This is a genomic window from Pandoraea capi (genome assembly GCF_902459735.1).
GTDB lineage: Bacteria > Pseudomonadota > Gammaproteobacteria > Burkholderiales > Burkholderiaceae > Pandoraea > Pandoraea capi.
The window spans coordinates 73,625-87,101 of record NZ_CABPRV010000007.1; the positions used below are offsets into that span (position 1 = coordinate 73,625).

A 13,477-nucleotide genomic window follows, 5' to 3' on the forward strand; every position below is an offset into this window, starting at 1 on the left:
TCAGTTCTCCCGAATCTAGACGAGCCGTCGGGCATCGTCAATCCGTGTTTTAATTATTCGGAACAAATTGTTTCTAAAAATGGTTAACGCTATGATGCGACCATGATGCGCCGACAGCGCTATGGAAATGGATGGGAGACACCGTGATGGACATCGCAACCCAGCAGCCGGATCGCAGCGTCGATGCGCGCACCGTATTCGGCATCGACACTGATCTTCAGGTGCCGGCATTCAGTGAGCGCGACGATCACGTGCCCGAGATCGACACGGCGTATCGCTTCAACCCCGATGTGACGCTCGCGATTCTGGCCGGCTTCATGAACAACCGCCGGGTGATGGTGCAGGGCATGCACGGCACGGGTAAATCGACGCACATCGAACAGGTCGCCGCGCGGCTGAACTGGCCTTGCGTGCGCGTGAATCTCGACGGCCACATCAGCCGTCTCGATCTCGTCGGTAAAGACGCCATCGTCGTGCGCGACGGCCACCAGATCACCGAATTCCAGGAAGGCATCGTGCCGTGGGCGTTGCAACGTCCGGTGGCGCTGATCTTCGACGAATACGATGCAGGCCGCCCCGACGTCATGTTCGTGATCCAGCGCATTCTGGAGCGCGACGGCAAGTTCACGCTGCTCGATCAGAATCGCGTGATTCATCCGCATCCGGCGTTTCGGATGTTCGCGACGACGAACACCGTCGGTCTGGGCAATCTCAACGGTCTGTATCACGGCACGCAAGTGCTCAACCACGCGCAGATCGACCGCTGGAACGTGGTGGCGACGCTCAATTACCTGTCACGCGAAGACGAAGCGGGCATCGTGCTCGCGCGCGTGCCTGCGCTGGATAACGACGCGGGGCGCACGCTGATCGATTCGATGGTCAGCGTGGCCGAACTCACGCGCAAGGGCTTTGCGACCGGCGATCTGTCCACGCTCATGTCGCCGCGCACGGTCATCAACTGGGCGGAGAACGTCGGCATCTTCCGCGATGCCGGGCTGGCCTTCCGTCTCACGTTCCTGAACAAGTGCGACGAGGCGGAACGTGCCGTGGTGGCGGAGTATTACCAGCGCGCGTTCGGCCATGAGTTGCCGACGAACGACGGCGGCCGCTCGCTGCTGGCCGATGCGTCATGACGATCTCGGAGCGCGAGGCAGCACGGCGCGCCGCAGCGGGCGAGGCGCTGTGCGCCGCCACCGTTCGCGCGCTGACGGGCGATGCCGCGCTGCATTACAGCGGTGCCCGCCTGTGCCGGAACATGCGGCCGCTGCCGTTGCATGCGCCGCATTTGCAAACGCTGCCACCGCCTGCCGATCCTCTGCATACCCTGCGTGGGGCCGCCGATGGCGCGGCGCTACGACTGCGTCACAGCGACGCCGCCCTGCATCGTCGTCTCCTGCCGGACGCGCCGCTGGAGCGTCTGCTCTTCGAGTTGCTGGAGCAACTGCGTTGCGAGACGTTCATTCCGCCGGGCATGCCGGGCGTCGCCGCGAACCTGCGAGAACGCTTCGAAGCATGGTCGCGTGCAATGCATGCCACGGGCGTGGCCGACAGTCATGTGGGGCTGCTGCTGTACACCGTCGCGCAAATGAGCTGGTCGCGGCTGACCGGCTATCCCGTCGTGGAAGACACCGAGGGGCTGATCGAAGCCACTCGCATGGCGATCGCGCCACGCATTGGCAGCGCGCTCGCGGGCATGCGGCGCACGCGCACCGATCAGGCTGCGTTCGCGGTCTACGCGCTGGCATTGGCCGCCGACATCGCTGGCCTGATTCGCGCGGCCGGCGGTGAGTCGGAGGAAAACGATCAGAAGGACGACGAAGACGAGAAGGGCGTGCGCAACGCGTTCTCCCTGTTTCTGGACTTCGACGAACAGGAAGACGACGGCATCACGCTTGCGCATTCGGGCGACAGCCGCGTGCTCAAGGCGTCCGAGCAGGGCTACCGCGTGTTCACCCAGCGATACGACCGAGAGCTTTACGCGGGTACGCTCGTGCGACGCGCCTTGCTGACCGAATTCCGTGAACGTCTGGACGAGCGCATCGTCGCGCAGGCCATCAACGTGCCGAGGCTCGCACGGGCGTTGCAGGCGGCGCTGGCCGTGCCGCAGCGCGACGGCTGGTCGTTCGGTGAAGAGCAGGGGCGTATCGACGGACGTCGTCTCGCACAACTCGTCAGCTCTCCGGCCGAGCGACGGCTGTTCCGGCTGGAAAAGCACACGCTGATTGCCGAGTCGATGGTGAGCTTTCTCATCGATTGCTCCGGGTCGATGAAGGCGCAGATCGATGCCGTCGCCATGATCGTCGACGTGCTGTCGCGCGCGCTGGATGCCGCTGGCGTCACCAACGAGATCCTCGGATTCACGACCGGCGCCTGGAACGGCGGACGTGCGCGCACGGACTGGCTCGCCCGCGGCAAGCCGCGTTTCCCCGGCCGCCTGAACGAGGTCTCGCATCTCATCTTCAAGGATGCCGTCACCAGTTGGCGACGCGCGCGCACCGACATCGCGTCGCTGTTCAAGGCGGATCTGTTTCGAGAGGGTGTCGATGGCGAAGCCGTCGAGTGGGCGTGCGAGCGTTTGCGCACGCGCAGCGCGAACCGCCGTCTGCTGATTGTGATCTCCGACGGCAGCCCGATGGACGCCGCCACCCACCAGGTCAACGATGAACACTATCTCGACCATCACCTGCGCGACGTGGTGGCGCAGCAGCAATTGCGCGGCGACGTCGAAGTGATGGGGCTCGGTGTCGGCCTCGATCTGAGCCCGTACTATCGTCACTCGCTCGCGCTGGACCTCACGTCGCTGCCCGACATGACAATGCTGGCGAGACTCGTCGACTGGATCGGCAGCGGTGGACGTCGCAGCGGCGGCTGACACTGAGGCCAGCGCTAACGCCGTCGCATCACACCATCTCCAGCACGGCATCGACCATCAGATGCGCCCCCAGCAGGATCAGCGTAAGGAACGCGAGACGTCGTGTCGTCACGCCCGAGAGGGGCGGCGGATGGCGTCGGGCGAAGAGCGTGGCGAAGGTCACCACGGGCAGCGCGATGGCGGCCTGCCACCACATCGATGCGGGCAGTTGCCCGGCAAACGCGCTATAGGTCGTACGAATCGATGCCGTGACCGCGAAGAGGAGAATCAAGGCGCAACGGATCTGCACCAGCGTGAGCGGCTGACGATAGAAGTAGAAGATCAGCGGCGGCCCGGAGATCCCGAACATCCCGCTGAGCAAGCCGCCGAAGATGCCGCTGAAGAAAAAGCCCGTATCGCCGGAGCGTTCGGTCTTCGGCGCAGGCCGCAGCGCGGAGCCGATGCCGCCGTATAGCACCACGGCACCGAGCAGCAGATGCAGCACGTTCGACGCCGTGCCGTTCAGGTAATCGAACAGCAGCACGCCGACGATCACCGACGGAACGATGCCCAGCGTTGCAGCCCGGACTGCGCGCCAGTCGATGAGATGCAGCGTGCCGGGCAGGGCAAGGGCGCTGTTGACGAGCGTGACCAGACTCACCAGGATCGCCACGCTGGCCACCGGCGCGAGCCCGAAGCCGCTCGCGCCGCCCAGCACGATCATGCCGAGCCCGAAGCCCGTCACGGTCTGGAAGTACGTCGCAAAGCCCAGCAGCAACATCAGCGGCAGCGACGCCTGAATCGTCTGCCACGTCATACCCGGAGGGCGAGCGGCGACGTTCCGGTCAGCGTGGCGCGCGCGGCCTGCGCCTGCACGCAGGTCACGCCGATGACGTAATAGATGTCGTCGGCACTGCATCCGCGCGACAAGTCGTTCGCGGGACGATTCAACCCTTGCAACAGCGGCCCGATGGCCTTCGCGCCGCCAATCCGTTCAGCCAGTTTGTAGCCGATGTTGCCGGCGTCGAGACTCGGGAAGATCAGCGTGTTGGCGTGGCCTTCGATCTGCGAATGCACGACCTTGCGCTGCGCGATCTCGGCCACGATGGCGGCGTCGAGCTGCACGTCGCCGTCGATGGCCAGTTGCGGGCGCGCTTCCTTCACCAGACGCGTCGCTTCCACGACCTTGTCGACCGCAGCGTGCCTGGCGCTGCCGCTGGTCGAGAACGACAGCATGGCTACACGCGGCGGCTCCATGAGCAGCGCGGCGGCGCTGTCGGCGGCGGCCAGCGCGATCTGGGCGAGTTGCCCGGCGTCGGGGTCGACGACGAGGGCGCAGTCCGAGAAGATCAGCCCGCCCTTCATCGTATGGAACGGCTCGCAGAGCATCATCAGGAAGAAGCTCGACACGAGTTTGAACGACGGTTGCACGCCGATGATCTGGATTGCCATGCGCACCACGTCGGCCGTGGTGTTGACGGCGCCGGCGACAGAGCCGTCGGCATGACCGAGGCGCACCATCATGTTCGCGAAGCCCAGCGGCGTGCGCATTTCCTCAGTAGCCTGATCGCGGGTCATGCCTTTCTTCGAGCGAATGCCGTACCAGATGTGCGAGAACGCCTCGGTCATGTCGGACGTGGCGGGATCGATCAGCTCCATGCCGGTGAGATCGATGCGTGCGGCGTCGGCCGCGCGCTGTGTCTTGCCGATGTCGCCGACGAGCACGATGCGCGCGATGCCCTCACGCGTGGCGCGTGCTGCGGCGCTCAGGACGCGCTCGTCGTCCGACTCGCACAACACGATGCGCATGGGGGCACGACGCGCGGTATCGATGATGCGGTTGATGGCTTTCATGATGTCTGCAAAATAAAAAAAGCGCCCCCGGCACCCACAGAGCCGGGAGCGCAATCACACGAAAAAAGCCTATCGCGTCAGACGTAGTCCTTGTACTTGTCGAGCATGCGCACCGGCTTGGAGAGTGCGTCGCGGCGGAACGGATCGCCGAGTTCGCGGGTGCACATGATTTCGATGATGGTCGTCTTGCCGTGATTCATCTGCAGATCGATGGCCTTCTTGAGCGCCGGGCCGACGTCTTCCAGACGATCGACCACGATGCCTTCGGCGCCCATGGCACGGGCGATGTTGGCAAAGCTCGGGCTATCCAGTTCACCGGCGACGAAGCGACGGTTGTAGAAGTCCACCTGGTTCTTCTTCTCGGCGCCCCACTGACGGTTGTGGAAGACCACGGCCGTGACCGGAATGTTGTGGCGCACGCACGTAAGCGTTTCCATCAGGCTCATGCCCCACGCGCCGTCGCCCGCATACGAGACGGCCGGACGGTGCGGTGCGGCAACCTTCGCGCCGATGATCGTCGGGAACGCGTAACCGCAGTTGCCCCAGCTCATGGCGGCGAAGAAGCTGCGCGGCTTGTTGAAACGCAGGTAGCTGTTGGCGACGGAGTTGATGTTGCCGATATCGGTCGAGACCATGACGTCTTCCGGCATCGCCTTTTCCAGCTCGCGCAGGACCTGACGCGGATGCAGATACTCGCCGCCGTTGAACGTCTTCTCGCGCTTCTGCTCTTCGATCATGTCGAGGCTGTACGGATCGCGCTCGTGGGTCCACTCGTCGAGTTCCTTCTCCCACGCCGCCTTTTCGGTGGCGATCTGATCGGCGCGGGCAGCACGCGTGGCGTCGCACGCGAGCGTGCGCTCGGCCAGACGCTGCGACAGCGCCACGGCGGCGGCCTTCGCGTCGCCACAGATACCGACCGAGATCTTCTTCACGAGGCCGAGCATCTTGTGATCGGCGTCGATCTGGATGATCTTGGCGTTTTTCGGCCAGTAGTCGAGACCGTGTTGCGGCAGCGTGCCGAACGGTCCGAGGCGCGAGCCGAGTGCTACGACCACGTCGGCCTGTGCCAGCAGCTTCATCGCGGCCTTCGAGCCCTGATAGCCGAGCGGGCCGCACCACAGCGGATGGTTGGCCGGGAACGAGTCGTTGTGCAGGTAGCTGTTGACGACCGGTGCGCCAAGGCGCTCGGCAAGTGCCTTGCACTCTTCGACGGCATCGGCCATGACCACGCCGCCGCCCGAGATGATGACCGGGAACTTGGCCTGAGCGAGCAGTTCGGCGGCTTCGTTCAGACGCTCTTCACCGCCGGCGCCACGGTCCAGACGTTGCGGACGCGGAATCTCGGCCTTGATCTGGCCGTAGAAGTAATCACGCGGAATGTTGAGTTGCGTCGGACCCATTTCGGCCATCGCGCGATCGAAGCAGCGGCCGGTGAATTCGGCCATACGCGCCGGATGCGTCACGTGCCCCTGGTACTTCGTGAATTCCTGGAACATCGGGAGTTGCTTGGCTTCCTGGAAGCCGCCCAGACCGATACCCATCGTGCCGGCTTCCGGCGTCACGATCACGACCGGGCTGTGGGCCCAGTAAGCGGCGGCGATGGCCGTCACGCAGTTGCTGATGCCCGGGCCGTTCTGACCGATCACGACACCGTGACGGCCCGACACGCGGGCGTAACCGTCGGCCATGTGGCCCGCGCCCTGTTCGTGCACCACCGGGATCAGACGGATGCCGGCCGGCGCGAAGATGTCCATCGCGTCCATGAAGGCCGAGCCCATGATGCCGAACATCTCGCTCACGCCGTTGGCGACCATCGTTTCAACGAACGCTTCCGAGGGCGTCATCGTTTGCGGACCGGCATCGGACGCCGTCATTTGCTGGGTGGCCGTAGCCGGGTCTTTGGCATTCATGGGGTGTCTCCAGTGAAAAATAAACGGAACAAATAATTCCGATTTCGTTGCTTGTATCGAAATCTAGGGGATTAAATCGCCGTGGTCAATTGGTATTTTTATTATTTGGTACGTTTTGTATTGAAAAATACAAATTATGGTTATCGGATACGCCGTCGCGCGCCGTGCGGCGTGATGTCCAGAAAAAATGCCCCGGCAGGCGGGGCGGGAAATCCGGACATTCCACGGGGCGTGATCAGAACGCCGGGCGGTCCTTGCGGAACGCGTTCTTCACTTCGATCTTGCCGTCGCGCAGGGTGAAGACATCGACCATGCGCGCTTCGACGCGTGTGCCGTCCGCTTTCGTGCCGCGAAACGTCGATTCCGAGACACCCCGGTCGCCGGTGACGAAATGGCTGCCTTCCGTCCAGGACGCGTCGGGAAAGTTTTCCCATGCGGACTGGAACGCGGCGCGCACGGCTTCGCGTCCTTCGAAGGTGCGCCCAAGCATGTCGGGGCCTGCTACGGCATGGAACACGCAGGTATCCGTCATGCATTCCATGAGGGCGTCGATGTCGTGGCGGTTCCAGGCGTCGTTGAAGGTCGTGAGCAACCGGATCGCGGCGGAGTCGTTCTGAGTCGTCATTGCAAATTCCAGAAAATCGGAGAAATCGGAGGAGGAGGCGAGATCAACGCGCTTCGTCTTGCGCGTGGTATCGCTGATAGAGAAAGCGTTGGCCGATGCGGCGGAATGGCGCGAAGCCCTGCCATTGCACCGTGCCGAACACATTCGGGTATTGCAGCGCGGAGTCGTAGATCGGCAGATTCCACGACGGGTCGCGCTGGCCGGCGATGCGTTGCGCGAGGCGACGTCCGGCATGGGCCGAGAACGACACGCCGTTGCCGCCATACCCTACGGCGTAAAAGAGGCTCTGACGCGGATCGGGTTGCGTGACGCGCGGCATCATGTCGTGACTCACATCGACCCAGCCCCACCACGAGTAGTCGATGCGAATGCCCCCCAGCGCAGGAAACTTGCGATGCAGGCCTTCGACCAGCACCGCCATATGTTTCGGATTCTGCGCATCGGCGCCGGTGATCGAACTGCGGCTGCCGATCTGCAAGCGGTTGTCGGGCAGCAGACGGTAGTAGTAGCGCAGCGTGCGGGTGTCGGTAATGACTTCGTGCGTGCGGAAGTTGGTCGCGGCGATCTCTTCGGGCGTGAGCACACGCGTGACGAGCGAGTTCGAGAGGATCGGCATGATCTTCGAGCGCAGTGCCTTCGTCACGTCGTTACGTGTGTAGCCGCCCGTGGCGAACGCGACCGCTTTGGCGCGCACCACTCCGCGCGGCGTGCGCACGTGGTGCACGCCATTGATCGTCTCGACACCCAGTACCGGTGTCGACGGATGCACCCGGGCGCCGAGCGCGCGCGCCATGCGCAGATAGCCGAAGGCGAGTTTGAGCGGGTGCACACCGATACCGTCGGGTTCGTGCAGCGCGCCGCAATTCTCCTGATCGTTGACGTATTCCTCGCTGACTTCTTCGCGCGAGAGAATGCGAGTGTCGTAGCCGAACACGTCGTGCATGACCTTCGCCTCGTTGCGCAGGAAGTCCATCTTGCGGTCGCGGTGCGCGATGTAGAGATGGCCGCCGGGCTGCGGATCGCACTCCGGCACTTCGGCGATGAGCGACTTGAACGTGTTGAAGCCTTCGCGAATTTCGGCGTCCAGACGCAGTGCGGTCTCCTTGCCCCAGCGGTCGATCCATTGGGAGCGATAGAGACGCCCGCTTGCGTTCTGACCCTGACCGCCGTTGCGGCTGGTGCAGCCCCAGCAGGTCTGGTTGGCTTCGAGCACAGTGGCGCGAATGCCGTGTTCGCGCGCGAGGAAGAGGGCGGTGGACAGGCCGGTGAAGCCCGCACCGACGATGACGACGTCGACATCGGCGTCGCCCGCCAGCGGGCCATCGTCTTCCGGCGGCTCACCGGCGGTCGCGACCCAGTAAGTCGGCGCGTAGTCCATGCCCAGACCGGGACCGGACGAGACTAGCGGATCGTAAAGCGGATCGTACGGCGCTGCGGCGTGACGATCCAGCGCGAAGGATTCAATCGTACCCACGTCAGGCTCCTGAGGAAATGAGCCAATACTGCCAAGAACAATTTCGCGGGATTAGTACCACCGGCAACTTGTGATGGTGCCAGCGCAAAGCGGCACGGCTGCGGGGAATATGCCCTTTGCGCTGACGTCGGCTGGCACTATGGATGTTCGTCGTTTTGCGCCAAACGCGTCGCACTGGTCCTGCCCCTGCGATTCGCTGCGCGTTCGCCTTCTGGCACCACACTTTTCTGGCATGTGGCTCTAAACGGCGCGAATTTTGGCTGGGGATACTGACCCGGTCGAAAGGTTCGCGTCGCCATCCGGTGCGTGAGTCTGTCATGCGCAACGGAGATTGGACATGCTCAGATTGTTGATTGGCCTTGGGTTGCCGTATCTCGGCGTGGTGGGACTGCTGCCGTGGGCGGCGTCCGTCGAGCGCTATGTGCTGGGCGTGCCCTTCGTCTACGGCTGGATCTTCCTGTGGTTCGTGCTGACGTCCGTGTGCCTGTGGCTGTGCTGGGCGCTCTTCGATAAGCACACCGCCGAAGCATCGGCGTGATGTCTCTTTTCCATTCCCGATGATTCTCACGGCGTGACGCGCGCTCGCGTTACGCCTTCGATGGCGCACGCCGGTCGCTGCCGCGACTGACGCCGCCACGTTCCGCATTTCCGGAGACTGTGTCGATGGCAACCCTCATCTTTGCCGGCTTCATCCTGTTGTCGGTCTATCTTGCGCTGCGAGCGCGTGGCGGACGCGGCCCGCAGAGCGTGCACGATTTCTTCGTGGCGTCGCGTCAGTTCGGCGCGTGGCTGGTGTTCTTCCTGGCTGCCGGAGAGATCTACAGCATCGGCACGATGGTCGGCTTTCCCGGCGGTATCTACGCGAAAGGACCGACCTACGGTGTCTGGTTCCTCGGCTACATCCTGCTGGCCTACCCGGTCGGGTATTTCCTCGGCCCGAAAATCTGGGATGCCGGCAAGCGCTACAACGCCATCACGTTGCCCGATCTGTTCAAGGGACACTTCGAGAGCCGCTTCCTCGAACTCGTTGTTGCGGTGACGGCCATCGTGTTCCTGCTGCCGTGGGGCCAGTTGCAGTTCACCGGACTCGTGGCGGCGCTCAAGGGGCTGGGGTGGAATTTCCAGCCGCTCTGGCTGATCTGCTTTTCCGCGATGCTGGCGTTCGTCTACATTGCGATTGCCGGGGTGCGTGCGTCTGCCTACATTGCTGTGCTCAAAGACGTGCTGATGGTGGCGGCCATCGTCATTACCGGCGTCGCGGTGGCGTGGGAGTCCGGCGTGACGCCCGTATTTCAGGCGGCGAGCGAACACGTGAGCAACGCGATGACCACGCAGCAACTCACGTTCGCGATGACGACCATCGTGTTCCAGTCGCTCGGCATGTACGTGATGCCGTTCGGCGTGCAGAACTTCTTCACCGCGAAGAGCGCGGCCACGATTCGTCGCACGCAGATCGCCATGCCGCTCTACATGCTGATGTATCCGTTCCTCGTGCTCGCGTCGTACTACGCGATCAGTCAGAACATTCAACTGGCCTCGCCGAACGAAGCGTTCTTCGCAGCGGTAACGCAGTTGCTGCCGTCGTGGCTTGTCGGCCTCGTGGCGGCCGGCGCCGCACTCTCGGGCCTGCTCGTGCTCGCCGGTATCTGCCTCGCGCTGGGCCCCATCGTCACGCGCAACATCCTGTCGGGCATGCCGGAGCATCGGCAGAAGGCTAGCTCGAAGGTCGTGATCGTGCTGTACCTGCTGGGCTCCATCGTCTTGACGCTGCTCACCCCAAATCTCATGCTCACGCTGATCAACATGGCGTATTACGGCGTGACGCAGTTCCTGCCGGGGGTGATCGCCGTGGTGTTCCGTCTGCGCGTGCGTGCGACGGCCATCGCTGCCGGCGTACTTGCCGGACAAGGGCTGGCGCTCGTGCTTTACTACAAGAATCCGGACCTCGGCGGCATCAACCTCGGGTTGATCTGCCTGGTGGTCAACGTCGTGGTGATCGCCGTGTTCAACCTGCTCCTTGGCAGCCGTCCTGCCCGCGCGATGGACTCCGGCGTCGGCGCGCTTTCCTCCTACAAGAAGTCACAATGACAGACAGAGACAACACCGCCCGGCGTGGCGACGACATTCGCGTGTACGTCGCCCGCAAGATCCTGACCATGAATCCCGCGCAGCCGGTCGCGACGCACGTTGCCGTGTGCGATGGCCGGATCCTCGCCGTCGGCGGTATCGAAGACGTGCGCCGCTGGACCGACGCGACGCCCATCGAGACGCTGCGCGACAAGGTGCTGATGCCGGGCCTCGTGGAAGGCCATTGCCACCTGATGGAAGGCGCGATGTGGGACGCTGTCTATGTCGGCTACTACGACCGGCGTGGCCCCGACGGGCATCTGTGGGAAGGGTTGAAGACGCCGTCGGACGTGCTCGCACGCCTGCACGAGGCCGAGCAGCGGATGACCGACGCGCACAAGCCTCTGCTTGCATGGGGCTACGATCCGATCTTCTTCAAGGACGCCCCGCTCGTCGCGCGTGATATCGATGCCGTCTCGATGACACGCCCCGTCGCGATCTTGCATGCGAGCGTGCATCTGATGAACGTCAATACGCCGATGCTGGACCTCGCCGGTATCGATGGCGACACGGACGTCGAAGGTATCGTGATGGGTGCCGATGGCGAGCCCACCGGCGAATTGCAGGAGTTCGCGGCCATGTTTCCGGTGTATCGCGTGATCGGCGAGGGACTGTCGATTGCCGCGAGCGAGAGTCCGCGCGCAATCTGGAACTTCGGACGTGTCGCGCAGCTCGCCGGCGTGACGACGGCGACCGACCTCGTCAACGACCTGACGCCGTCGGGCAACGCGAACCTGCATGACGCGACGGCCGATCCCAGCTATCCGATTCGCATCGTCCCGGCGTTCGCGCCGCAGCGGTGTCCGGAAGGTGGCCCGCAGCGCGTGTTGAGCGCGCGCGAGGGCAATACCGACAAGTTGCACTACGGTCCCATCAAGTTCATCGTCGACGGCTCGATTCAAGGATTCACCGCACGATTGCGCTGGCCGGGATATCACAACGGCAAGCCCAACGGGCTCTGGCTGATTGCGCCGTCGCAACTGGTCGAGACGTTTCTGCCGTTCCATGCCGCGGGTCTGCAACTTCACATCCATACCAATGGCGACGAAGCCACCGATGTCGTGCTCGACGCGATCGAGGCGCTGCTGGAGAAGCACCCGCGCACGGATCACCGCCACACGTTGCAGCATTGTCAGATGGCCGACGTCGCACAGCTCACACGCGCGCAGCGGCTCGGCATGTGCGTGAATTTCTTCGCGAATCACGTCTACTACTGGGGCGACGCGCATTACGAGCAGACGATGGGCCCGGATCGTGCCAACCGGATGGATGCCGCCGAGATCGCGCGTCAGATCGGTTTGCCGTTCGCGCTGCATTCGGATGCGCCCATCACGCAGCTCAATCCGCTGTTCACTGCGTGGTGCGCGGTGAAGCGGGAGACATCGTCGGGGCGCGTGCTGGGCGAGTCGTTGTGCCTGCCGGTCGACGACGCCTTGCGCGCGATCACGCTCGGTGCCGCTTTCTCGTTGGGGATGGATCATCTGATCGGCAGCATCGAAGTGGGCAAGTATGCCGACTTCGCCGTGCTGGAGGACGATCCGCATGAGGTCCCCGTCGACGCACTTCGTCAGATGCCCGTGTGGGGCACGGTGCTGGGTGGCGAGATTTTCCGCGCACCGGCATGACGACCACGTCAATGTCCAGCTCGATGTCCGCCGACAAGCCAGGTCGCGCACCGGTGCCGATGATCGTGCTGGGCGGCTATCTCGGGGCGGGCAAGACGACCATCGTCAATGCGTTGCTTCGTAACGCGGATGGCTTGCGAATCACGGTGCTGGTGAACGACTTCGGATCGATCAACGTCGACGCCTCGCTCATTCGAGAGCGAGGCGACGACGTGATCGGTCTCGAGAACGGATGCGTGTGCTGCACCATCGGCGGCCGCCTCGTCGAGACGCTGATCGCCATCGGCGAGCGCGAGGTGCGTCCTGACCTGTTAGTGATCGAAGCCAGCGGCGTGTCCGATCCGATGCGCATCGCGCAGGTGGGGCTGCTCGACAAGGCGTTCCGCTTGCATGGCATCGTAGTGGCGGTCGATGCACAAGGTATCGGGCAGACGCTGGCTGATCGTTATGTCGGCGACATCGCGCAGAAGCAGCTCATGGCGGCAAGCACGCTGGTGATGACGAAGACGGATCTCGTCGCGCCCGACACGCTGCAATCGCTACGCGAACGGCTAGCCGAACTCGGTGCAACGCAGGTGGTTGTAACGGCGAACAACGGCGTCGTGCCACCCGCCATTCTGTTTCCGGATGAGGCGCTGGCACTGCCGGGGTGGCTGGGCGGACGACCGATGCGCATCTCCGGACATGCGTTGCCCGCAGGCTTACGAAGCTTTGTGTGGCGAGTCAATGGCGTGTCGGATCGTCATCGTCTGAAAGCGGCATTGACGATGTACCCGGGAAAACTCCTGCGGGCGAAGGGATTCGTGAACCTGGCTTCGGGCGGTGCGAGCGAGGTTCATGTGGTCGGTACACGGGTGGCGATCTCAAAGCGGCCCAACCTGACATTGCACGAATCGTCGATGGTCTTCATCGGCGTGCTGTCGGACGACGACGTTGCGCGCCTTGACGACGCATTGCAGGCCACGCTGACCGAGCCATCGCCCAGCGAGGCGTAGACGAATTCAGAAAGGA

General features: G+C 63.7%; 11 protein-coding genes. 6 read left to right on the forward strand and 5 right to left on the reverse strand.

The genetic code is table 11. The annotated features are described in order from the left end of the window. Positions 1-146 precede the first annotated feature (146 nt). Both PCA20602_RS15255 and PCA20602_RS15260 read left to right on the forward strand, forming a co-directional pair. Positions 147-1,133 (forward strand): AAA family ATPase, encoded by a 987-nt coding sequence (locus PCA20602_RS15255; protein WP_170836154.1) that lies wholly within the window; start codon positions 147-149, stop codon positions 1,131-1,133. Further along, positions 1,130-2,872: a cobaltochelatase CobT-related protein gene (locus PCA20602_RS15260; RefSeq protein WP_150721957.1), complete on the forward strand. Its 1,743-nt coding sequence runs from the start codon at positions 1,130-1,132 to the stop codon at positions 2,870-2,872. The genes PCA20602_RS15255 and PCA20602_RS15260 overlap by 4 nt, the downstream gene beginning before the upstream one ends. A 28-nt stretch (positions 2,873-2,900) precedes the next feature. On the opposite strand, the gene PCA20602_RS15265 is transcribed toward PCA20602_RS15260, so the two are convergent. The 5 genes from PCA20602_RS15265 to PCA20602_RS15285 all read right to left on the reverse strand — a co-directional run bounded on the left by PCA20602_RS15265 (position 2,901) and on the right by PCA20602_RS15285 (position 8,714). Continuing rightward, the gene (locus tag PCA20602_RS15265) at positions 2,901-3,668 is read right to left on the reverse strand and encodes a sulfite exporter TauE/SafE family protein (RefSeq protein ID WP_069340137.1); all 768 of its coding nucleotides are present in this window, start codon (positions 3,666-3,668) and stop codon (positions 2,901-2,903) included. Beyond that, a complete protein-coding gene (gene pta / locus PCA20602_RS15270; protein ID WP_150721958.1) occupies positions 3,665-4,705 on the reverse strand; it encodes a phosphate acetyltransferase in 1,041 nt (346 codons plus the stop codon). Before pta ends, PCA20602_RS15265 begins: the two co-directional genes overlap by 4 nt. A 77-nt stretch (positions 4,706-4,782) precedes the next feature. Then, positions 4,783-6,615 (reverse strand): sulfoacetaldehyde acetyltransferase, encoded by a 1,833-nt coding sequence (xsc, locus tag PCA20602_RS15275; RefSeq protein ID WP_371442383.1) that lies wholly within the window; start codon positions 6,613-6,615, stop codon positions 4,783-4,785. Positions 6,616-6,850: 235 nt separating this feature from the next. Next, entirely contained in the window at positions 6,851-7,240 is a 390-nt protein-coding gene (locus PCA20602_RS15280) for a nuclear transport factor 2 family protein (protein ID WP_150721959.1), read from the reverse strand. A 43-nt stretch (positions 7,241-7,283) separates the two neighbouring features. After that, positions 7,284-8,714 (reverse strand): NAD(P)/FAD-dependent oxidoreductase, encoded by a 1,431-nt coding sequence (locus PCA20602_RS15285; protein ID WP_174981175.1) that lies wholly within the window; start codon positions 8,712-8,714, stop codon positions 7,284-7,286. Between the two features lie 337 nt (positions 8,715-9,051). Between PCA20602_RS15285 and PCA20602_RS15290 the strand changes: the two genes are divergently transcribed. The 4 genes from PCA20602_RS15290 (at position 9,052) to PCA20602_RS15305 (ending at position 13,461) form a co-directional block, all read left to right on the forward strand. After that, complete coding sequence (locus PCA20602_RS15290) at positions 9,052-9,252, forward strand: DUF3311 domain-containing protein (protein ID WP_150721960.1); 201 nt, start codon at positions 9,052-9,054, stop codon at positions 9,250-9,252. A 125-nt stretch (positions 9,253-9,377) separates the two neighbouring features. After that, positions 9,378-10,802 (forward strand): sodium:solute symporter family protein, encoded by a 1,425-nt coding sequence (locus tag PCA20602_RS15295; protein ID WP_150721961.1) that lies wholly within the window; start codon positions 9,378-9,380, stop codon positions 10,800-10,802. After that, on the forward strand, positions 10,799-12,466 hold the full coding sequence (locus PCA20602_RS15300) for an amidohydrolase (protein WP_150721962.1): 1,668 nt from the start codon (positions 10,799-10,801) through the stop codon (positions 12,464-12,466). Before PCA20602_RS15295 ends, PCA20602_RS15300 begins: the two co-directional genes overlap by 4 nt. Next, entirely contained in the window at positions 12,463-13,461 is a 999-nt protein-coding gene (locus PCA20602_RS15305; RefSeq protein ID WP_246182179.1) for a CobW family GTP-binding protein, read from the forward strand. Before PCA20602_RS15300 ends, PCA20602_RS15305 begins: the two co-directional genes overlap by 4 nt. The last annotated feature ends 16 nt before the right edge of the window (positions 13,462-13,477 follow it).

What these genes read in the sequence shown, in the direction of transcription:
- PCA20602_RS15255 (WP_170836154.1), top strand. Translation starts at nt 147, where the DNA reads ATGGACATCGCAACCCAGCAGCCGGATCGCAGCGTCGATGCGCGCACC.
- PCA20602_RS15260 (WP_150721957.1), top strand. Translation starts at nt 1,130, where the DNA reads ATGACGATCTCGGAGCGCGAGGCAGCACGGCGCGCCGCAGCGGGCGAG.
- PCA20602_RS15265 (WP_069340137.1), bottom strand. Translation starts at nt 3,668, where the DNA reads ATGACGTGGCAGACGATTCAGGCGTCGCTGCCGCTGATGTTGCTGCTG.
- pta (WP_150721958.1), bottom strand. Translation starts at nt 4,705, where the DNA reads ATGAAAGCCATCAACCGCATCATCGATACCGCGCGTCGTGCCCCCATG.
- xsc (WP_371442383.1), bottom strand. Translation starts at nt 6,615, where the DNA reads ATGAATGCCAAAGACCCGGCTACGGCCACCCAGCAAATGACGGCGTCC.
- PCA20602_RS15280 (WP_150721959.1), bottom strand. Translation starts at nt 7,240, where the DNA reads ATGACGACTCAGAACGACTCCGCCGCGATCCGGTTGCTCACGACCTTC.
- PCA20602_RS15290 (WP_150721960.1), top strand. Translation starts at nt 9,052, where the DNA reads ATGCTCAGATTGTTGATTGGCCTTGGGTTGCCGTATCTCGGCGTGGTG.
- PCA20602_RS15295 (WP_150721961.1), top strand. Translation starts at nt 9,378, where the DNA reads ATGGCAACCCTCATCTTTGCCGGCTTCATCCTGTTGTCGGTCTATCTT.
- PCA20602_RS15300 (WP_150721962.1), top strand. Translation starts at nt 10,799, where the DNA reads ATGACAGACAGAGACAACACCGCCCGGCGTGGCGACGACATTCGCGTG.
- PCA20602_RS15305 (WP_246182179.1), top strand. Translation starts at nt 12,463, where the DNA reads ATGACGACCACGTCAATGTCCAGCTCGATGTCCGCCGACAAGCCAGGT.